The sequence below is a fragment of the Bacteroidales bacterium genome (genome assembly GCA_018334875.1).
Classification (GTDB): domain Bacteria; phylum Bacteroidota; class Bacteroidia; order Bacteroidales; family UBA12077; genus JAGXLC01.
Window position 1 is genome coordinate 12,036 of sequence record JAGXLC010000010.1, and the last position, 22,489, is coordinate 34,524.

The 22,489-nt window shown below is 40.5% G+C and carries 19 protein-coding genes; 4 read left to right on the plus strand and 15 right to left on the minus strand.

What is annotated here, in order from left to right; translation table 11 throughout:
* The 8 genes from KGY70_01780 to KGY70_01815 all read right to left on the minus strand — a co-directional run.
* Positions 1 to 410 (minus strand): hydrogenase iron-sulfur subunit (locus KGY70_01780; protein ID MBS3773895.1); only part of this gene is annotated, 410 nt, incomplete at its 3' end.
* A 25-nt stretch (positions 411 to 435) separates the two neighbouring features.
* Complete coding sequence (locus KGY70_01785) at positions 436 to 4,881, minus strand: FAD-dependent oxidoreductase (protein ID MBS3773896.1); 4,446 nt, start codon at positions 4,879 to 4,881, stop codon at positions 436 to 438.
* 98 nt (positions 4,882 to 4,979) lie between these two features.
* Positions 4,980 to 5,840 carry a CoB--CoM heterodisulfide reductase iron-sulfur subunit B family protein gene (locus KGY70_01790; protein ID MBS3773897.1) on the minus strand — a complete coding sequence of 287 codons (861 nt, stop codon included), beginning with the start codon at positions 5,838 to 5,840 and terminating at the stop codon, positions 4,980 to 4,982.
* A gap of 45 nt (positions 5,841 to 5,885) precedes the next feature.
* Entirely contained in the window at positions 5,886 to 6,437 is a 552-nt protein-coding gene (locus tag KGY70_01795) for a 4Fe-4S dicluster domain-containing protein (protein ID MBS3773898.1), read from the minus strand.
* Positions 6,438 to 6,541: 104 nt separating this feature from the next.
* Entirely contained in the window at positions 6,542 to 7,468 is a 927-nt protein-coding gene (metF, locus tag KGY70_01800; protein ID MBS3773899.1) for a methylenetetrahydrofolate reductase [NAD(P)H], read from the minus strand.
* A 57-nt stretch (positions 7,469 to 7,525) separates the two neighbouring features.
* Positions 7,526 to 11,218 carry a methionine synthase gene (metH, locus tag KGY70_01805; GenBank protein ID MBS3773900.1) on the minus strand — a complete coding sequence of 1,231 codons (3,693 nt, stop codon included), beginning with the start codon at positions 11,216 to 11,218 and terminating at the stop codon, positions 7,526 to 7,528.
* Positions 11,219 to 11,603: 385 nt separating this feature from the next.
* Positions 11,604 to 12,551: a phosphoribosylaminoimidazolesuccinocarboxamide synthase gene (locus KGY70_01810; GenBank protein ID MBS3773901.1), complete on the minus strand. Its 948-nt coding sequence runs from the start codon at positions 12,549 to 12,551 to the stop codon at positions 11,604 to 11,606.
* A gap of 2 nt (positions 12,552 to 12,553) precedes the next feature.
* Positions 12,554 to 13,528, minus strand: coding sequence for a PhoH family protein (locus tag KGY70_01815; protein MBS3773902.1), 975 nt, complete (start codon positions 13,526 to 13,528; stop codon positions 12,554 to 12,556).
* Between the two features lie 138 nt (positions 13,529 to 13,666).
* Between KGY70_01815 and KGY70_01820 the strand changes: the two genes are divergently transcribed.
* The 3 genes from KGY70_01820 to KGY70_01830 all read left to right on the plus strand — a co-directional run bounded on the left by KGY70_01820 (position 13,667) and on the right by KGY70_01830 (position 16,618).
* Positions 13,667 to 14,443 carry an SAM-dependent chlorinase/fluorinase gene (locus tag KGY70_01820; protein ID MBS3773903.1) on the plus strand — a complete coding sequence of 259 codons (777 nt, stop codon included), beginning with the start codon at positions 13,667 to 13,669 and terminating at the stop codon, positions 14,441 to 14,443.
* 15 nt (positions 14,444 to 14,458) lie between these two features.
* Positions 14,459 to 15,244 (plus strand): nucleoside triphosphate pyrophosphohydrolase, encoded by a 786-nt coding sequence (gene mazG / locus KGY70_01825; protein MBS3773904.1) that lies wholly within the window; start codon positions 14,459 to 14,461, stop codon positions 15,242 to 15,244.
* Positions 15,245 to 15,385: 141 nt separating this feature from the next.
* Complete coding sequence (locus KGY70_01830; protein ID MBS3773905.1) at positions 15,386 to 16,618, plus strand: hypothetical protein; 1,233 nt, start codon at positions 15,386 to 15,388, stop codon at positions 16,616 to 16,618.
* A gap of 157 nt (positions 16,619 to 16,775) precedes the next feature.
* Here the strand turns inward: KGY70_01830 and KGY70_01835 are convergent, their stop codons facing one another.
* The 7 genes from KGY70_01835 to nusB form a co-directional block, all read right to left on the minus strand.
* Positions 16,776 to 17,252 (minus strand): DUF5606 domain-containing protein, encoded by a 477-nt coding sequence (locus tag KGY70_01835; protein ID MBS3773906.1) that lies wholly within the window; start codon positions 17,250 to 17,252, stop codon positions 16,776 to 16,778.
* 109 nt (positions 17,253 to 17,361) lie between these two features.
* Positions 17,362 to 18,084: a TerB family tellurite resistance protein gene (locus tag KGY70_01840; GenBank protein ID MBS3773907.1), complete on the minus strand. Its 723-nt coding sequence runs from the start codon at positions 18,082 to 18,084 to the stop codon at positions 17,362 to 17,364.
* A gap of 8 nt (positions 18,085 to 18,092) precedes the next feature.
* Complete coding sequence (gene coaE / locus KGY70_01845; GenBank protein MBS3773908.1) at positions 18,093 to 18,680, minus strand: dephospho-CoA kinase; 588 nt, start codon at positions 18,678 to 18,680, stop codon at positions 18,093 to 18,095.
* The gene (locus tag KGY70_01850) at positions 18,673 to 19,680 is read right to left on the minus strand and encodes a YbbR-like domain-containing protein (GenBank protein ID MBS3773909.1); all 1,008 of its coding nucleotides are present in this window, start codon (positions 19,678 to 19,680) and stop codon (positions 18,673 to 18,675) included. Before KGY70_01850 ends, coaE begins: the two co-directional genes overlap by 8 nt.
* Before the next feature lie 76 nt (positions 19,681 to 19,756).
* Positions 19,757 to 20,083, minus strand: coding sequence for a preprotein translocase subunit YajC (gene yajC / locus KGY70_01855; GenBank protein ID MBS3773910.1), 327 nt, complete (start codon positions 20,081 to 20,083; stop codon positions 19,757 to 19,759).
* A 23-nt stretch (positions 20,084 to 20,106) separates the two neighbouring features.
* The gene (locus tag KGY70_01860) at positions 20,107 to 20,535 is read right to left on the minus strand and encodes a DUF1573 domain-containing protein (GenBank protein MBS3773911.1); all 429 of its coding nucleotides are present in this window, start codon (positions 20,533 to 20,535) and stop codon (positions 20,107 to 20,109) included.
* 55 nt (positions 20,536 to 20,590) lie between these two features.
* Entirely contained in the window at positions 20,591 to 21,541 is a 951-nt protein-coding gene (gene nusB / locus KGY70_01865) for a transcription antitermination factor NusB (GenBank protein MBS3773912.1), read from the minus strand.
* Between the two features lie 263 nt (positions 21,542 to 21,804).
* Here nusB and KGY70_01870 point away from each other — a divergent pair, with 263 nt between their 5' ends.
* On the plus strand, positions 21,805 to 22,269 hold the full coding sequence (locus tag KGY70_01870) for a PUR family DNA/RNA-binding protein (GenBank protein ID MBS3773913.1): 465 nt from the start codon (positions 21,805 to 21,807) through the stop codon (positions 22,267 to 22,269).
* Positions 22,270 to 22,489: the final 220 nt, after the last annotated feature.

Here is a 22,489-nt window from a genome sequence, read left to right on the forward strand (position 1 = left end):
CTGATGCGTTCGGTAAATTCTTTTGCTGACCGGGCAAAAAGTGGACCTTCAGAGGCGCCGATGTGATACATCTCCAATCTTTCAGGATTAATCCCGACTTCTTCAATTTTCTTTTTGGCATAATTCACCCTTTTCTTTGCCCTGTAATTCCCTTCCAGGAAATGACAGCTCCCTTCCTCGCAACCGGCTACCATCACGCCATCCGCTCCGTCAACGAAAGCCTCAAGCAGCATATTCACATAAACCCTTCCTGTACATGGCAAGCGTACGATTCTAATGTTGGTAGGATACTGCTGACGCATTGTTCCCGCCAGATCAGCAGCGGTAAAGGCACAATAATGACAACAAAAAGCAATGATCACCGGTTCTATTTCTTTTCCTTCAGTTTCCATTTTTAATGTTGGGTTCAAATATTAAACATTTGTCTCCTAAAATTTATATTTCCTGCAGGATGGATTTAAAAAGTGCATGTTCCTGCGAATCGGTAAAGGTTAGCAATTTAATGGCTTCTGCGGGACAGGCAGCAGCACAATTGCCACATCCCTGACACTTCGCAGGATTCACCTCCGCCTTGCCATTGTCATTTATAAATGGGGCATTAAATACACATTCCCGAAGGCAGGTAAGGCATGCTGCACATTTATCTTCATCCACCACAGAAACTATCCCGCCTACTTCAAGCGATTCTTTTGAAAGAATGGTACCTGCTCTTCCGGCGGCGGCCAATGCCTGTGTAATATTTTCCTCGGTATTTTTCGGGGAATGTGCCAAACCGCACAGGAATATACCTTCATTGGCAAAATCTACAGGCCTTAGTTTCGTATGAGCCTCCATAAAATTGCCGTGTTCATCAAGAGGAAGCTTCATCAATTCTGACAAATGCTGATTGTTTTCCTGATTGGCCACAATACCGGCACTGAGAACTACCATATCCGTATCAAGGGTCAGATAATCATCAATTACCGTATCTTTTACTTTTACCTGGAACCGATCATTGCCTGCAGTGACTTCAGGATATTCCTTATCCGGGAAATGAATAAACTTAACCCCTAATTTTCTGGCATTTCTGTAAAATATTTCCCGGTAGGTATATGTACGCAGGTCGCGATACAATATATACACTTCCGCATCCGGGTCCTTTTGCTTGATCTCAATGGCATTCTTTATGGCTTCACTGCAGCAAACCCTTGAACAATAAGCGTGATCTTCATCCCGGCTTCCCACACACTGAATCATGACCACAGTATTAAAACGTTCTCTTTTTTCGATTTCACTTTCCAGTTCCCGTTGTGTGATGACCTGATCATAACTGCCGTAAAGAAATTCACCGGGTTTGTACTCTTCTGCCCCCGTAGCCAACAGGATCACCCCATGCTCAATATCAACTTCATGTTCACCCTGCAAACGACTGGTAAAATTTCCAACAGAACCGCTAACAGAATGCACAGTGGTGTTCATATACAAATCAATCAGCTCATGTTCTTTTACTTCTTTAATCTTCTGATTCATATAGGCAATCCAATCCTCATCATCCAGATTTTTTCGGAGGTAAATGAGGTTGCCTCCCAATTGATTCTCCTTTTCCACCAGATGAACCTTAAAACCCTGATTGGCCAAGGATAAGGAAGCATTCATACCGGATATACCCCCTCCAATTACCAAAGCAGATCTGTTCACTGAAATCTTGTTTAACACGATGGGTTCCTGCAGCCTGGATTTGCCTACACTTCCCCTTACCAGTGATTTGGCTTTTTGGGTAGCCTTTGCAGGTTCCTTTTGATGAACCCAGGAACACTGTTCCCGGATATCGGTCATCTCAAAAAGGTATTTATTCAGTCCCGCCTCGCGAAGCGTTTCCTGGAAAAGCGATTCATGGGTCCGGGGAGTACAGGAAGCAACCACCACCCGATTGAGTTCTTTCTCCTCAATGATCTCTTTAATCCTTTTCTGGGTATCCTGGGAACAGGTATACAATGTATGTTCTGCGTGGACAACACCGGGTAAGGTCTCTATATACCGGCTCACTTTCTCTACATCCACCACAGAAGCAATATTGACTCCGCAGTGGCAAACAAAAACGCCTATCCTTGGCTCGGCACCTTCTATCTTCTTTTCAACGGGATATTCCTTGGTTTGCACTTCCGTGTTGCGCACCGATTTAAGCATTTCACTGCATAATGCCGCGGCAGCACTACCCTGCATCACCGTTTCCGGAATATCTTTCGGCCCATTCCCGACACCACATAAATAGATCCCTTCTCTGCTGGAAGTTAAAGGTTGAAGGGATTTCTCCTCAAAGAATCCGAATTGATTCCTGTTAACATCCATAATATTGCCCGTATGATCTATGGCCGGATTGGCAACCAAGCCAACAGAAAGGACAACCATATCAAACTCCTCTTCCACTATATGCTGTCCATCGGTTTGATCGACAAATCTGAGCAAAAGGTTGCGATTGACCGGATTCTCTTTAACAGCCGATATCTGGCTCCGTACAAACCGTACGCCTGTTTCATTCTTCGCACTTTCGTAGAAATTTTCAAAGTTTTTACCAAAAGCGCGTATATCAATATAAAAAATGGTAGGCTCAATATCAGGATTGTGTTCTTTGGCTATGCTTGCTTCCTTAATTGCATACATACAACATACAGAAGAACAATAGTCATTTCCGGTAGTAACATCTCTGGACCCAACGCACTGTATCCAGGCTATCTTTTTGGGTGTTTTCCCGTCATAAGGCCTTTGTATATGGCCTTCATACGGCCCGGACGCGCTCAGTATCCTTTCAAATTGCATGCTGGTGATGACATTCGGATAGATTCCGTAACCATACTCCGGTTTTTTCCGGGCATCAAAAGGCAGAAATCCGCCGCTCGCTATAATGCCTCCAACATTGATTTTCCGTATGGTATCCTGCTGATGGTGATCAATGGCATTGGCCTTGCATGTTCTCACGCATTCCATACACTCTGCACAGCTACCGCACTGTAAACAACGTTTTGCCTCATTGATTGCTTCTTCCCGGGTGAAAGTTTTCTCTATTTCAGCGAATTCCTTGCTCCGCTTCCCGGGGTCAACCATACGGGGCCGCGTCCGCATTTTCCGGGTTTTATCTGCATATTCAGGCAATCCTTCGAAATTTCCCGGATAACTGACTGGCGTACGGTTGCTTTTAATATCCTCACCACTTAAATATCTGTCAATTGATTCCGCTGCCCGATGTCCTTGTGCTACGCACTCCACCAGCGAAGAAGGACCGAGAACCACATCGCCTCCTGCATAGACTCCATCCACAGAGGTCTCAAGTGTCAACGGATCTGTGGCTATTAAATCTCTGTCTTTCTCCAACAGATCTTCCACTCCCGAAAGATCACATTCCTGACCGATGGCCAGCATAAGGCTATCAGCGGGTACCACCTCTTTTTGATCCGGATCAACTTTCAGTGAACGATTGCCCTCTTCATCATACACCGTGTAACATTTTTCAGCTTCCAGACCTGTAACTTTTCCCTGATCACCAATAACTCTGGAGGGACTCCAGGAATCCATTATGGTAATGCCTTCTTCCAAAGCCTCTTCAATCTCCCACTCGTGAGCCGGCATTTCTTCTTTGGTTCGCCGGTACACAATTGTTACGTTTGAACCCATACGTAAAGCCGTACGTGCAGTATCTATGGCCACATTTCCGCCTCCGATCACTACCACATTTTTTCCCGGAGCGGTTTTTTCTCCCTCATTTACCCGTTTTAAAAAGGGGATGCCGTATTGTACACCTTCCAAATCACCTCCTTCAATGGGTATCTTTTTAGGGTTCTGCGCTCCAACGGCAAAAAATACCGACTGAAAACCTGCGTTCCGGAGATCATCCAATGTAAAATCCCGGCCATATGCCTGCCCGGTTTTAATCTCTATACCATCATTTATCAAAAGGTTGATCTCATAATCCAAATAGTCTTCCGGGAGCCTGTAATCCGGTATTCCCGTGCGCATCATTCCTCCGGGCTTTTCACCGGCCTCATATACAGTAACCTGATATCCTTTCTTCACCAGATCATGTGCACAGGTCAAACCTGCCGGGCCACCTCCTATAACGGCAACCTTCCCGCTTTTTTGCTGCGGGGGAGGTTCCTGCATCTCACCGGCAGACCTTTCAATAGATTCGCCTTTTTCCAGCAATTCTTTCTCATAATCGGCTGCAAATCGTTTCAGGTTCCGGACCGACACCGGCTCATCTATTTCGGAGCGGTTACAATTGCCTTCGCAAGGATGATGACAAATACGACCGCAAACCCCTGCAAAAGGCATACTTTCCCGGATCAAGTCCAGGGCCTCCAGAAACTTCCCCTTGGCAATAAGTGCAATATATCCCTGAACGTTCACTCCGGCTGGACAGGTACCCCGGCATGGCGGGGGATCACCTGATTTATCTATGGTAAAGACATTGGGGATAGCCTGTGGATATAATCTATAAATGGCCTTTCTGTCGGAGAGCTCACCATTAAAACTATCGCGTCTTTCTACCGGACATTCCGGTTCACATTCTCCACAGCCGTTGCATTTTTCCTCATCCACATAACGGGCCTTTTTATTGACAGTAACCGTAAAATTGCCTGCTTCACCCTCGAGACCCACAAGATCGGCATAAGAAATCACTTCAATGTTCAGATGACGACCCGTTTCCACAAGCTTAGGCGAGATCATACACATGGCACAATCATTGGTGGGAAACGTCTTGTCCAGTTTGGCCATGTTGCCACCAATAGCAGGCTCTTTTTCCACAAGATAAACTTTCAGACCCAGCTCAGCACTATCCAAAGCCGCCTGCATGCCTGCTATACCACCACCCAGAACTAAAACCGAACCGTTTTTTTCCTTATTCATAGTTGAAATGTGTAAAACTGATTTCCAATACAACTTTTTTTATACCATCAGATATAATCAAATAAACACCTTTTCCATTGTTAAATCATGAGATATATTCAGGACGACAGCTCCAGTTTTTCAAAATTCTTATCCAATCCAACTTCCCTGGGCTTAAGCCCGAATGCCAATCCCATCAATTGTGTAATAAAGGGTACGGGAAGAGGCTCATCAATAGAAAATTTACTTCGTATTTTGCCCTGTTTGGTATCTAAATTGGTCTGACACATGGGACATGAAACCGTTATACAATCTGCTCCCCTTAAACTTGCATCTTTCAGTATCTTTCCCACAAGGCCTTCCGAAACTGACTCCAATGTCAGAAACATACTTGCGCCACAACAATCGGTTTTATATGACCAGTCGATGGTTTCTGCACCCAGCGTTTTGACAATATTATCCATACTCATGGGATACTCCATGATATCAAAGGATTTCATTCCCGGTATACGGGTGTTTAAGCATCCATAATAAGAAGCTACCACCAAACCCGATAAAGGTTCGGTCACCTTTGAAGCGATCTGCTCCAGGCCGATTACATTAACGATGAAATCCAGAATATTTCGGACTTTAACCTTCCCTTCATAATGGTAGCCACTTTCACGGATCAAATCTTCACGCAACTGTTGATCCTGCATCAACTCATACTCAGTACTGGCAAGCCTTTGAAAACAAGAAGCGCAGGGAACTACAAGCTCCTCATAACCCTGTTCTTCAGCCTCGGCCAGATTTCTCAGGTTGAACATCAGATTCAACCGCTGGTCAATCGTCTTGACTGAAGTGGCACCACAGCAATTCCAGTTAGCCATAATAGAATAATCAACATCCAGAATGGAAAACACCTTTTCGATGCTTTTCAAATAATTGCCTGCGCTTGTCTCCAAACTGCACCCCGGGTATAAACCTATTTTTTTAACCATAATTTCTTTATTTGCAGAAAATCATCCTCTAATTCAATATAAAGCTTACAAAAGCTTATTCACTTTTCTCTTCCGGCGTCTTTTAGCCATCAAGTTACTCACCCAGCTCCGAAAACCCTTTACTGCTTTTGGGGGAAACAACTGAAGCTTATTCTTTAAAATCATCTTCGGAGCCAGCAATACATTCTTAAAGGGTTTACGAAGACGCAGATTGTATTCCCCCATAATAAAAAGTTCATGGGCTTTACCTCTGCGTAAAACATCACGGGTAAAAACCTGGTGGAACTTATAAACCTGAGGTATTTGAGGTTTCACGCTCCGATCAATGGCTTTCTGCTTCAGCTCATTCATCACAGAAGTAATATTTATATCATTGGGGCATTTTACTGCACATGCATAACAATTGGCACAAACCCATATGGTCCGGGAATTCAGAACCTTCTCTTCCATACCCAGGGAAGCAAGGTGTATAACCTGATGAGGCAAAACATCCATCTCCTCACCGACAGGACAACCATTGGAGCATTTTGCACACTGGTAACACAAAGAAGTGTCTCCCAAAGTATCACTGAAAGATTCTAATAAACTTGTTCCCATGACTTTACAATATCAATTGATTCATCCAAATAAATGCTCTATCTTTCCCTTCCTTTCTATAAACTAATAATCTTAACCAATACCTATCTGCTATAACCGAAAAATTATTCCTTATCGGGTATATGTGGGGTAAAGCTTTTATCAAACCTGCTTTTCACTTCTTTAAATTCTTTTGCCAGGTTGTCATACAGATCAATTGCCGCCCGTGACTTATTCAAGGTATAAAAATGAATGCCCGGAGCACCATTATTAAGCAAATCCCTACATTGATTAATGGCTATCTCCAGACCCCTTTTATACACCTCCTTGGGATCATCTTGATAAGGTTCTATTTTTTTGGCAATTTTCTCGGGAATGGTAGCTCCAATTTTGTTGGCAAATTTTTTAATATTCTTGTAATTGGTTATGGGAATAATTCCGGGAATAATTCGGCAACGAATGCCTTTCTGTTCGGCCTTATTAACAAAATCCCAATAGTATTTATTATCGAAAAACATCTGAGTGGTAAGAAAATCGGCACCTGCATCCACTTTGATTCTCAGATTGATCAGGTCCTCTTCCATATTAGGTGCCTCCAAATGTTTTTCCGGATAAGCACCTGCTCCAATACAAAAATCGTAATTCTCATTTACAAACCTTACCAGATTACTGCCGTAATTAAATCCATCCGGATTTTCAGGAAAGCTTGTTTGTCCTTTAGGCGGATCACCCCTTAACAACATGACATTCTCAATGCCCATATCCTGCAATACCCGCATATCATATGCTATTTTTTCTTTGGTTGCGTTAACACAGGTATAATGAGCCATACAAACAAATCCAAGATCATTATGAAAGAGATCAACCAGTTTGAATGTATTTTCCTGGGTACTGCCTCCGGCCCCATAGGTTACAGTAACAAATGAGGGATCCAGTTTAATCAGTTGACCTGCATTAATCCCAAATTTAATGGCACTTAAATAGTCCTTTGGAGGGAAAAACTCAAAAGAAAATGTTCTTTGCTGTTTCTTAAAAATTTCAGTTATCTTCATAAATATTCATTTTTTTATTTTTCACAATACCATTCAACATCAATATTTTAAAACTGCTTATTTATAATCCAAAACCGGATAAAGCCACTTTTCCGCTTCATCTATACCAATATTGGCTCTTGCTGCATAGTCGGCCACCTGATCTTTTCCTATTTTTCCAATACCGAAGTATTTGGATAAATCATGGGCCATGTAAAATCCGGCCACCGAGCTGGCCGGCTTCATAGCCAGGCTATCGGTAAGAGATATCCCTATGCTTTCTTTCACTTTCAGCAGTTCAAATATGTGTTTTTTCAGTGTATGATCGGGACAAGCCGGATAACCCGGCGCTGGCCGTATACCTTTATATTTTTCTTTGATCAGTTCTTCACTGCTCAGGTTTTCAGAAGGTTCATATCCCCAGTATTTTTTTCTCACCCATTCGTGAAGCACTTCAGCAAAGGCCTCAACCAACCTGTCGGAGAGCAGTCTGAACATTACACTATTATAACTGTCCCCTTCCTCCTTAAATTGTTTGACATATTTTTCTGTCTCAAAACCCGATGTCACGGCAAATCCTCCGAAATAGTCCTTAATTCCGGAATCGACCGGTGCTATGTAATCGCTTAAAGAAAAGGCAATTCCGTTCTTATCGCGCAATTGTTGCTGGCGTAACATGGGTATACGTTTCAAAACCTTCTTCCTTGAATCATCCTTATAGATCAGAATATCATCCCCCTCTGAATTGGCAGGAAACAAACCAATGATGCCCTTAGGCTTAAGCAGCTTTTCATTAACAATTTTATCAAGGATTTCCTGAGCTTCATCAAAAAGCCTGGAAGCCTCCCTGCCTACCTTTTCCTTTTCCAATATACTTGGGAAAACTCCTTTCAGTCCCCATCCATGAAAGAATGGTGTCCAGTCAATATATTTCCTCAACAGTTTCAGGTCAAAATCATGAAATTCTTTCGTGCCAAGCAAGCGGGGAACCACTTCTTTGGCTTTCCTGTAATTGTAAAAATACCGGTGTTTTCTTGCATCTTTCAGAGGCAGGAACTTTCTGGAACGCTTCCTTTTTTCATAACGGGTTTTAATATCCTTCTGTTCCTGTTTTATATTTTCTTTATAAAGATGGGCCTCACTATTTAACAGTTTATTGACTATTGAAATGCTTTTTGAAGCATCGGAACAATGGACTACAACACCGGAATAACGGGGAGCCAGCCTAACCGCAGTATGAACGCTTGAAGTAGTAGCCCCTCCTACCAGAACCGGGATATCATATTTACGTTTCTCAAGTTCCTCAATGAATTCTGCCATATGATCAAGCGAAGGTGTGATCAATCCGCTAAGACCTACCAGATCAGGTTGTTCTTTATCAATGGCTTCCAGAATTTCATCATTGGGCACCATAATACCCAGGTCAATGACCTCAAAATTATTGCTGTGCAACACAAGGGAAAGAATATTCTTTCCGATATCATGTACGTCTCCCTCAACAGTGGCCAGAAGTATTTTGCCTTTTGTGCCTGCTTTTCCAATGGTACTTTCCTTCTCTATATAAGGCATAAGGGTGGAAACGGCGCGTTTCATCACCCGGGCACTTTTAATCACCTGTGGTAAAAACATCTTCCCCTTTGCAAATGAGCTTCCTACTTTATCCATCTCTTCCATAAGGGGGCCTTCTATAATATTCAGCGCCTTATCATAATGATCTTTTAATTCCAGAACGTCTTCCCGGATATAAGTTGTTATCCCATGAGCCAAGGCATACCTCAGCCTTTTTTCCGGCCGGTTGTCGCGCCATTTTTTCTCAGGGGCAATGGATTTTTCCTCTTTTCCATACTCCGCGGTCAGTTCAAGTAATCTCTCCGTAGCATCCTTACGGCGATTGAATATTAAATCCTCTACGCGCCTGCGCAGTTTTTCCGGTATATCTTCCAATTCATATATCTGAGCCGGATTGAGGATGGCAAAATTCACTCCCGCTTTCCGGCTATGATGGTGAAAAACAGAATTTATCACATTCCTCAGATAATCATTCCCCCGAAAAGCAAAGGAAATATTACTTATTCCTGCATTAACCTTTGCATACGGCAGATTACGTTTAATCCATTCTACAGACTTAAGGAAATCCCACCCGTAATTATTGTGTTCTTCTATTCCTGTTCCAATGGCCAGCACGTTGGGATCAAAAACGATATCCTCGGAAGGAAACGCCAGCTTTTTAGTAAGTATTTCATAGGCCCGTTCACAGATTTCCACTTTTCGCCTGTAAGTATCGGCCTGGCCCTTTTCATCAAATGCCATCACTACAACAGCGGCTCCAAGATCCCGTATTTTTTCAGCCTTACGCTTAAAATCTTCCTCACCGTCTTTCAGGCTGATGGAATTCACAAGGCTTTTGCCCTGCAAACACTTCAAACCCGACTCAATCACATCGAAATGAGAAGAATCGATCATAAACGGGACCATGGCTATATCGGGTTCCGAACTTAAAAGATTTAAAAACTCAGGCATTACTCGCTTTGAGTCAATAAGCGGCTCATCCACGCTAATATTCAACATATCAGCACCAAGCTGAATCTGATCTCTGGCAAGACGCAGCGCCTCTTCAAAGTTTTCTTCTCTGAGGTATTTTGCCATTTGCCTGGATCCGCTTACATTTGTGCGTTCGCTGACCTTAATCAGGCTGGTCTTATCTTTTAAACTAAGGGATTGGAGACCGCTTAACTTGGTTGATTTTACATGAGCTTCCAGTTTTCTCGGGCTATACCTGGCGGCCTTTTCAGCAATAGCTTTTACATGTTCCGGGGTACTTCCACAACAAGCTCCAATAATATTTACACAACCATTTTGAAAAAAACTTTCCGTTTGCGCAGCCATCTCATCTGCGTACTGGTCATATTCTCCCACTTCATTAGGCAGACCGGCATTGGGATGGGCACTTACGTAAATTGCCGATTTCTCAGCAAGCCGTTTAAGATAAGGCCGTAGCTTTTCAGCCCCAAACGAACAGTTCAAACCAATGGAAAAAAGAGAAAAGGGTTGAAGTGAGTTATAAAACGCCTCCACAGTCTGACCGGATAAATTGCGTCCACTCTCTTCTGTGATGGTTCCTGAAACCATTACCGGAATATCAGAGCCGAATTTTCTGCGGATGGTATTTACCGCATAAAGAGCAGCTTTGGCATTAAGCGTATCAAAAACTGTCTCAACCATAACAAGGTCTACCCCGCCGTCAATCAGCCCCTGTGCTTGTTCCTGGTAAGCAGCAACGAGCTCATCAAAATGTACATCGCGATAACCAGGTCTATCAACCTCCGGGGAGAAAGATGCCATTTTCCGGGTCGGACCCATCGTTCCGGCTACAAAACGGGTTTTACGGGAATTCTTTCCGGCAAAATCCCTGACCGCTGCTCTGGCTAACTGAGCTGCCTGGTAATTGATCTCATGTACATAATTCTCCAGGGCATGCTCCTTCAATCCAAAATAATTTGCATTGAAACTATTGGTTGTAATAATATCAGCTCCTGCTTCCAGATATTTATCATGGATTGCCTTTACGATGTCGGGCTTAGTGAGGGTAAGCAAGTCATTCATTCCTTTAAGGGGAATAGAATGATTGCTGAATCTTTCACCACGATAATCTTTTTCTTCCAGATTTTCTTTTATCAGCATGGTACCCATAGCACCATCCAAAACCAAAATTTGATCTTTAATCCTGGAATACAGCTCATTTATTTTTGCCGGGACACTTTTCTTAAACATACGTAATTTCTCTGCTTTAGAAATTCTCCATTCCTGCATAAATTAATTCCTTTAAGTAATAAGCGGGATTGAATGATATCAAATATAAGGATGGCGTTTTTAATTCAGCCTAATGCTCAATAACAAATTTTTATCCATATAGACGGCTAACATATTTTATTCCATATTTGAACTATAATCCCTATAATTCTCATAATAAAACAGGTTTATCTGCATCATAGAATAATTTCTATGCAAACTTAAAGATAATTACCGAGAATAACAAAATTTATGGAACAATAATAAGTAGCTAAAAATCTAACTTTTACATGAATTCAGGTCATATAACTGTATCTCTGTTAATCACAATATATTCTGTTGAAAATAATTCGGGATGAAGATTATATTAAAGATGATCCAGACTGGCTCGGGTATTCTGCTCAATCCGTTTTTTAACATCTTCTGATTCCATATACTGGAATTGCTCTCCGGTAATTTTTTCGAACAGTTCTATATACCTTTGGGAGACCTGTTCTACAAATTCATCCGTCATTTCAGGAACCTCCTGCATATCCTGGCCCTGAAAGCCCTGATCAATCAGCCATTCTCTGACAAATTCCTTAGAAAGTTGTCTTTGGGGCTCACCCTTTTGAAAACGCTCCTGATATCCATCAGCATAAAAATATCGGGAGGAATCGGGTGTATGAACCTCATCGATCAGGTAGATCTTCCCATCTTTCTTTCCAAATTCATATTTGGTATCCACAAGTATGAGTCCTTTATCGAGGGCCATTTGAGTCCCCTGTTCGAATAACTTCAGGCTGTACTCCTCAAGCAGCTCATAATCTGCTTTACTTACCAACCCATTCTGAATGATTTCCTCCCTGGATATATCCTCATCATGTCCTTCATGAGCTTTTGTGGTAGGGGTGATAATGGGCCGTTCAAATTTCTGATGTTGTTTCATGCCTTCAGGCAAAGGTTCTCCGCACAATGATCTCTTTCCTGCCTTATATTCTCTCCAGGCATGACCGGTAAGATAACCCCGTACAACCATTTCCACCGGAAACGGGTCCGTTTTGTGGCCAACCATAACATTGGGGTCGGGTGTTTCAATTTTCCAGGTCGGCACAATTTCAGCACCGGCATCCAAAAACCGGTCAGCAATTTGGTTAAGCACCTGTCCTTTATAAGGGATGCCCTTGGGTAAAACCACATCGAAAGCAGAGATCCTGTCTGTGGCAATCATAACCAGATACTCATCATTAATATCATACACGTCACGCACTTTTCCGTGGTATACATCTTTCTGACCCGGAAAATTGAAATCTGTTCTTACAATCGGTTCTTGCATAACTATTGTTTTTTATTTGTTTTGTTTTCCATATATCTACTATAAGCATCCACTATTTGTTTAACCAATTCATGACGAATGATGTCTCTTCGGTCAAAATACACGATGGAGATGCCCTCAATATCTTTTAGAATCCCCATGCCTTCTATAAGACCGGACTTTTGTTTTCGTGGCAGATCAATCTGGGTGATATCTCCCGTTACAATAAACTTAGCGTTTTTTCCCATGCGGGTAAGAAACATCTTTAATTGATTAACGGTGGTATTCTGGGCTTCATCCAGAATAACAAAAGCATTATCGAGTGTCCGGCCCCTCATGTATGCCAATGGAGCAATCTCAATTATTCCCTCTTCAATAAATTCAGCCAGTTTCCTGGGGTGAAACATATCCCTCAGGGCATCATAAAGGGGCTGCAAGTAAGGATCGAGTTTCTCCTTCATATCTCCCGGAAGAAAACCCAAATTCTCCCCTGCTTCAACGGCCGGACGGGTCAAAATGATCCTGCGGACCTGTTTCTCCTTGAAGGCTTTAACAGCTAGAGCGATAGCGGTATATGTTTTACCGGTTCCCGCCGGGCCTATTGCAAAAATCAGATCGTTATCATCATTGGCCTCCACAAGTCTACGCTGATTTACCGTTCTGGCCTTTATCGGCCTGGCATCTATTCCATAAAGCAGGGCATCCTCACTTTGCTCCTTGCTTTTCATCATCTCTTCCCCTTCCCCTTCATCATAAAGGAAAGCTTCAAACTCATTCTCCTTCAGATTACGGAATTTATGCATATATTCTATAATGAGATCAAGCTTTTCTTCAAACTCGTTAATCTCTTCTTCTTCGCCCTTTACTTTAATTTCATTACCACGAGCAATTATTTTGAGTTTTGGAAAACGATTCTGTAATTTCTCAAGTCGGTTGTTCTTAACGCCAAACAGGTTTACGGGTTCTACACCCTCTAAATATATAACCTTTTCCATCATAGAATTTAAACAAATATTATTTACTTTTGATCTCTACATCATTCTACATTTAGAAAACAAAACTAATAATTTATTTATTATTGAACACAATGCATTCTCAATTGTTTCGGGCCTGTTAAAAGCAGCAATCTTTTCCCTATGATGCCAATAATTACCTTAACAACCGACTGGAATAAAAACGACTTCTATACTGGTGCCCTGAAAGGTAAAATCTTAAGCCATTCCAGGGAAGCGCAGATCATCGATATCAGCCATCAGATAAAATCTTTCAATATCCCTGAAGCTGCATTCATTGTAAGAAACACCTATCACCATTTTCCTGAGAATACGATACATATTATAGCCGTTAAATCGGAGCCATCACAAAAAAACCCTACCATTCTGGTAAAAAAGGATAATCAATATTTTCTTTCAGCGGACAATGGTATTTTCGGACTTATATTCCAGGAAGAGCCCGAACAAATTATAAAGATAGACCAAACCTCAGCATTACCAACATTCCCCACTCTGAACCTCTACACGGAAATTATCCGGAAAATCCTTTCAGGAGTTTCCCCGGAAAAACTTGGAGAAAAAAAGGAAGAATTCAACAAACGCATACCATTACGACCCACTATTGATGAATCGGTAATCATTGGCAGTGTGGTTTACATCGACTCCTATTCCAATGCCATTACCAATATTACCGCCGATCTGTTTTACCGTATTGGAAACAAGAGAAAATTCCAGATTTTCGTTCAAAGCAATACCAATAGAATCAATAAGATCAGTAAAAACTATAATGAAAACCCCGAAGGAGAGCTTCTGGCGCTGTTCAACTCATTAAACCTGCTGGAAGTAGCCATGAATGGAGGGAATGCTGCAGAAATACTGGCACTGGATACCGATTCGACGGTTAGAGTACGATTTTATTAAAAATTAAGTCAAACCATGAAAAAAGAACTGAAAGCATTTGAGCGACTTTTAAACATCATGCAGGAGCTCAGAACGAAATGTCCCTGGGACAGGAAACAAACCATGGAAAGTCTCAGGAACCTGACCATAGAAGAAACCTATGAGCTGGCTGACTCCATTTTACAGCAAGATATGCCTGAAATAAAAAAAGAGCTGGGTGATCTTCTGCTTCATATTGTGTTTTATTCCAGAATTGCCGAAGAACAAAAAGCGTTTGACATAACAGATGTTATGGAATCGTTGTGTGACAAGCTGGTAGAAAGACACCCCCATGTTTTTGGAGATACCAGGGTTAAAGATTCCAAAGAAGTGGAAGAAAACTGGGAAGAGATCAAAATGAAAGAAGGGCAGAAGTCGATTCTTGCCGGGGTTCCCGATTCATTACCCGCCCTGATAAAATCAAACAGGATACAGCAAAAGGTCAGGGGTGTCGGCTTCGATTGGGATCAAAAAGAACAGATATGGGATAAGGTGAAAGAAGAACTGGATGAACTTCAGCAAGAAATAAATAAACAACAAAAGGAAGAGATCGAATCGGAATTCGGGGATCTGCTTTTCTCCATTATCAATGCGGCAAGATTGTATGATATCGATCCTGAAAACGCCCTGGAAAAAACCAATAAAAAATTCATCAAACGGTTCAAATATCTGGAAGAACATACCATCAACAAAGGAAAATCACTTAAAAATATGACCCTGGATGACATGAATGTAATCTGGGAAAAAGCAAAGAAGGATGATGAAAAAAAGGATGGGGGATAATATCATGCCACTATACCGGACTGATTGGTTGATTGATTGATTGGTTCCCAGTTAAATCCGTCGAAAAAAGAATATTCCAAAAGTATATGCCCCGGAAATCGATAAAATCTAATGCATCAAAATTTTATAAAACTCATTATTATGGCACCAGAAAAAGGTAAAAAATTCTCTCAAAAGGTAAAAGACTCTAAAAAGTGGGAAAAAGCAGAAATGCTCTATTCCGAATTGCATACCGAATTATCAATGCCGCCTATGTTAAATTTAGGAGATCCTATTACTCCCGATGAAATAAATACAATGCTAAAGCACATCATTGAAACTTGCGAGGCGTTTTATCCTGCTTATATGGAAAGGGGGGTACGAAATATCATTTATGACTATGAAGCAGCGGTAAAAGATACAGATACCGGTTTTGAAATATTTTTACAGCTTGCAGATAAGACTGGAATGGAAGACGAATTTGATACATTTTCGGAAAACCTGGAAAAAAAATGGCGGTGGGATCTTATCGCGAAATATGGAAAAGAAATGATAAACCAATATCCCCGTAATGCTTTTTATTATGACATTACCTCTCATGCCCTGGCTTTTCTTAACCATGAATATGAGTCGTTAAAACTGGGAGAGAAATCAGTAGAACTTGATCCCAACAACAAATACTTCACCAACAACTTGGGGTTTAATTATATGATATTCAACCATTTAAAAAAGGCAGCCAAAATGTTTGAGAAATCGCTTAACATTGATCCTGAGCATAAGCATGCAGAGAATAATTTAAACGAATGTAAATATTTATTAAAAAACAATCTTACATTAAAGGATTATTATCTTTCCCCGCCTGATCTTGATAAAATAGAAAAACTTGCCGATGATGACGAATGGGAAGAGGTGGATAAATTAATAGGGGACATTAATTTTCAAAAAGAATTAATGTTCCAGTTGCTTACAGCTCCTGACCATATGTATAAAGATTATCCACATCCCAGGCTATTTTCAACATTAGAACCGTTTTTCCGGTTTACTTCTTCATTAGAGCAGTCTTATCTTTTAAATGAAGACATAGATTTCTTTAGTGATCATTTCCGAGCCATCATCCACAAGTTTATATTCAAACATGCCGATGTGGATGACGAAATATTACAAGAAATATTTGAAGGTATTCTTCTCTTTTATGGGTTCCTCTCGGACCATGGCACAATCGATAAAGATAACTTTCTTGATTTTAAGGAAAAAATTTCCGGGATGAAAGATGAGATGTTTACAAAAATGCACAGATATAATGAAATACGTCATGATTATTCAATTTCAGATGAGGAGAAGGAAAACATCCGAGATGAATTGTTTGAAGGTGATCATATGTGGCAGATGCTATAACTTACTTGAGTTCGGGTTAAAAAGCTAATTTTAATGCACAAGGTGCTCAGCGGCTAATTTAACTTTTTTCTAATCAATGTAATAATCTTTATACCTTTGGTCAGGAGAGAGCCGCCTTTTTAGAATTGTCCCTGCTCTGTCAATAATCAAACAATGATTACTCCTTGTTTTCATCCTGCTCCTCAGCATTATTCTGAGAGTCCGTATCTTCCTGTTCCTGTTCCCCTTCCCCTTCCTCTTCTTCAGATTCTTCAAAATTCAGCATATCGAGTCTCTGAAGGGTATTGTACCAGGTCAATACCTTTTTGATATCAGAAGTATATACCCTTTCCTCATCATATTCGGGAATCACTTCAGCAAAATACTGTTTCAGCTCCGATCCTTTTGCCTTCTTGGGATTTAAAGATTTTCCGCCTTCTTCATGCTCATGGATGGCTTTAAATACTTCTTTTAGCTCCATATCACCATTTTCTGTATAAATGCTGATGTCCTCAAGTGAATTGATCCGGGCTGTGGGATCGGCATTCATGCGTTTCTGCGTTTCCAGATTTTCAACGATAATACCATTCCGGCTTTTCTTCAAATGCTTATACAACCCGCTGTAACCTGAAATTGCAAGAATATCTTTCAACATGGCTCATCCATTTGGTGAAATGCAAATATAGAATAAACAATCATTTCAAAAAAATGGTAAATAATTTATTTGTCCGGGAAAGGGGTGATTTTTTATCATAAAAAGGCTATCAGTGCAAGTTTCTTTCCTTTTTGATTTTCTCATAGGCTTCATTAACCTTCTGGAATTTCTGATGGGCTATTTTCTGAAAATCTTCTCCCAAATGGCTTACTTTATCAGGATGATATTTATTGGCCATTTTCCGGTATGCCTTTTTAATCTCCTCGTTTGAAGCTGACGGATCCACCTCAAGTATTTTATAGGCATACCCGGTTTCTTCGATAAACATCGATTTAATTGAATTCTTATCTTTCTGGGAAATCCCCAGCCTGCCGGAAATAACCTCAATAACATCCAGTTCCCGCTCATGCACCCTTCCATCGGCACTGGCTACTCCAAAAAGAAAATGAATAAGCTGCAAACGGGAAGAATAATCCAGATTGGACCTGATCTGATCACATACCTGGTAAAGCGGGATATCCCGGTTCAGGAGATCTTTCAGCATTTTAACGGCTTCCGAAGCAGTTTCGCTGCCAAATGTTTTGACAAAATACTGTTTTACATAGTTAAGCTCGGAGCGCATCACTTTATTGTCGGCTTTCATGACAGCCGCCACCAGCACCAGGAGACTCATTACATAGTCTCCTTTTGTAGTAGATGATTTAGAGCCTAAGGATTTCGTTGCATTGGTTTCATCAATCACCGAACCTAAAACAAAACCGGCTATCCCTCCGAGCGGGCCTAAAAAAGCCCAACCCAGACCGCCTGCAATCCATTTGGTAAACTTGCCCATAACAAAAATTATTTCCTGGTTAACTGTTTGTGAATTTCAAGAATCTGTGGTATGACCATTTGCGAGTCATCATTATAAATTACAGCTTCGACACCTGGTATTTTTTCTTCATCTTTCATCTGATGCTTCATCCTGGCCTTAATGTGTTCCCTGTTTGTGTTATCCCTCTGCATTACCCTTTCAATTCTTAATTCCTCAGGAGCATATACCAGAATATTAAAATCCAAATCTTTATAGAACCCACTTTCAAACAAAAGTGCCGCTTCTTCAATTACATAGGGAAAAACAGATTCCCTTGCTTCTGCCCATTTCAGAAATAATCTCCTAACAGCCGGATGAACTATATTATTTATCTTACGTAACGCTTCCCTGCTGTTGAATATTTTTGAAGCCAGAAGGGCTTTCTTTATTCCTTGTTCATCATATATTTCCCGGCCGAAATATTCAATCACCGCGTCTCTTACCTGTGGATCATCATTTAGCAGCCTTTTAGCCTCCTCATCGGCATAAAAAACCGGTGCGCCAAGCTTTTCGAAAACCTGGCATATCAAAGTCTTACCACTTCCTATGCCTCCTGTAACACCTACTTTAGTCATCCTTCCTTTCGACAATGTAATCCACCTCTTGTGGCGTATAGCTATAAGACCTTAAATAATCAGGAGCATTCTCAACCACGACTTTCAACTGTTCCCTGCCCTTCCTGACCTCTTCATAATCAACATAAACTTTAAACAATTCAGGGATGACCTCGTCATAATTACTCAACCCCACCAGATAAGTTATCTTCACTGAAGAAGGAAATGTTCGCACAACAAGGGAGGGGGGACAGTTTCTTACAGAAATGTCTTTTTTTAAGCTCCCTTCTGTAAACTGTTCCACAGGAATTCGCAAATTGACCTGATCGGTCGAATATTCAACCTGTTCATGCACCTTATGTAAATCCACTTTGGTTTCCAGTGTAGAGGTCAGATCAGAAAACTCCCTATATTGAGTCCTTACATTGTTTACAGTATCCAAAACCGAGCGGGGTCCCGATACTTTGATGCTATCCGGCTCAATACTCACATTGCTCTTAAGCATCATCTGTTTATCAAAACTGTACTGAATATCCCCCTCAACCGCCACTACTTTAGAAGTCCGCTCGGTAAATTCAAAAAAGAGCGTATCAGGAACAATTTCAAGAACCTCCATATTCGGACTCAGTTGCTGGGTTATCCTTGATCGGATGGATCCGGTGGGAATATAATATTTCAGACTGCTCTCCCTTCCCTGGGATTTTAAATCATAAGAATCAACCTGAAGCATTAACGGACTCAAATTACGGGCCAACTTATATTCCAAAATCTGAAAACCCTGCCCTCTCACCTTAAGTTGCAAAGCTGAGGGCAAATCTCCCACCAGAATCTTATCTTCCGGAAAATCATCGTATTGAACCGGGTATCGAATTCCGGTAACATAATCATCTTCCAGCTCATTCAAAAACCACAGGACGGTGGAGATGATAAGAAATACTAAAAATACACTCAGCTCTTCCCTGTATTTTGAGGCTTTAAAATTCTTAAAAAATGTTGCCAGTTCCTGGAAATTAAACTTCACCTTTATAGAGTTAAATCAATTCTCCCAAAAATAAATGAATTATTACTGGAATACCAATAATTCGGGAGAATTAATTTTATCTTTTTTCGCCAAGATCTTTTGCGTCTTTCAGGATGGCATTTTTATCCACCTTGATCCTGCTCTGGTCTTCTACTTCAAGAACGACTGTCTGATCGGTTACACCTACTATTTTACCGTACATTCCCCCTGTAGTTATTACTTTATCTCCATTTTGCAATGACTGGCGATATTTCCTTAATTCTTTCTGTTTTTTAACCTGTGGGCGGATCATAAAAAGATAAAAAACCACAATAATCAGTAAAAGTGGCCATAACGAAACCAAAGGATTCTGACCTTCTCCGCCTTGTGGAGACGCCATTAAAATTTGAAATAATTGATTCATAGTCATCATTTTTAATCTATAATTTAGTTCATTAATACACTGGCTTTTATTGTTAGCCTATGTTTGTTATCGGGTGAATTGGTTTTTAGAATCACCGTTTTGTATTGATTTCCCCTTCTTCCTGCGCTGTCAAATATCACCTCAATATGACCTTTTTTACCGGGTTGTATGGGCGTGGTATCATATTCCGGAACGGTGCACCCGCAACTCGCATACGCATCTTCTATGATCAGCGGGGAGCCTCCTGTATTTTCAAACTGAAAAGAATAAGATACCTTCTCGCCCTGTTTAATACTGCCAAAATCATAATATACCTGCTCAAAAGTAATCTCAGGCGGAGCTCCTCCCTGGTCTTCCGAATTCTTTTCCGCGTTTCTGTCGGATCCACTTTTTAAACATCCGGCAGCAACCACCGAAAATATCCCAATAAGATAAAAGAGCCTATACCACATCCTTACTGCAAAATTAAACAAAATATTTAGAATGAATGAAATAATCCCAAAATCGTTATGCCTCCCCTATCAATCCCCGGCCGTGTTTTTGTATTCTGTTTTCAGCCTTCAGTTGAGTGATGATTTTATCAAGGATTCCATTGATAAAGATATTGCTCTTCTTTGTACTGTAAAACTTGGCAATATCAATGTACTCATCCAAAGTTACCTTAGTGGGTATTGAAGGAAATTCGAGCATCTCCGTAATGGCCATCTTCATGATCAAAATGTCCATAACAGCGATTCTTTCCAAATCCCAGTTTTCTGTATTCTCCTTAATCAGATCATCAAATTCAGAATATTTCATGATTGTTTTCTTCAGAAGCTGCCTGGCAAAATCTTTATCCTCATTTTTTTTAAATAATGGGGAAACAAGTGTTCCGGTAGGTTCATCTTCTTTCAGATTATTAAGCGTATTGGCAATGGTGCTTATAAGAAGGTCAACTTCATCGTTCCAATAAATGCTTTCCTCTTCTAGTTGCTGATATAATGGTTCATAATCCGCTAAAAAATGAGTATATATCTGAATGACCATTGTTTTGTCTTCATCATAAGACCTTTCGGGATTATCCATATAGGCTGTGAATAATTCGGATTCGGCGAGGTGGTTATAAAAATTCTTAAGAAAATCCTTTTTCTGGGACCATCCCAGTTTTTTCCGTTTGAGATAATTTCTTAAATCTTCATTATTCTCTATCTGCCGGATGACCTGATTGTCTATAAATTTGGTGTTCGGATTGAGATCCTCATAGATGGGTGCTTTTTTATTGCGGGCTATTTCAATTCTGTTTTCAGCGTATTTACGCAGATCTACCACAAAATAAAGCAGCTTGTGATACAGATCATAAAACTTATCAATGCTAAAGAACAATTCTTTTTCGCATTGATCAATGGTCTTATCTTCTGAAAAGATATAGGAGAAAATTATCTGTAAGACCTTAATTCTTATGATCCTTCGTGTAATCATTCTTCCGGTTTATAAAAAGCTGTTTCGTAATTCTAAAACCGGGTGCAAAATAAATGAAAAAATGACCTAAAAGAAAATTCAAAAGAGGAATTCATGAAAATAATTAATTAAAGAATGGAATTATATTGGATAAAACCATGTGGCTGCCAATAAATTTTTTCGAAATCAAATGGTGCATTTTTCAAAAAAGATACATTTGTAAAAAGTAATCCACTAATTATTTTATACTTTTGTTTCTAATAAAACTTTAAAAGCAATTAATGATGGACGGATACGAAAACAAAGAAGGACAAGGATTTGAACAAGAGCAAGAACAGGAACAAAGCCAAGGACAGGAACAACAAGAGCAAGGTCAGGAACAACAAGAGCAAGGTCAGGCACAAAGTGGGAGCGACATTATTTATTCCCAAGTCATTAGAGCAGGAAAAAGAACTTATTTTTTGGATGTGAAAGCCACACGTAAAAACGATTATTATCTGACTATCACTGAAAGTAAGAAAAGATTCAAGAGAAACGGAAAAAGATTTTTCGAAAAACACAAAGTTTTCCTATACAAGGAAGACTTTGACAAATTCACGGAGGGCCTGGAAGACGTCATTAACTTTATTAAAGAGGCAAAAAGCGATGAGATGAATCAGGAGGAAGATCAAAACAACCAACAAAAACAGGAAGAAGAAAATTCAAGTTACACTTCGGACGTAAGATTCGAAGATCTGGAGAACAAATAAGACCGTTTCAGAAAAAAAATTAAAGGGCCGAATGAACAAATCGGCCCTTTATTACACATTCAATCAAGCCCAAACCTGATTTGTTATAGTCATACCAGATTATACAAAGGTGAAATTAATCTTTCCTTTTCGAGGGTATTCTCCCTGCCTTAATTAACCGCCCGGCAAAAGCAAAAAACCTCAACCTCACACTTGCGGGCAATCCCAACTCGGAAAAAAT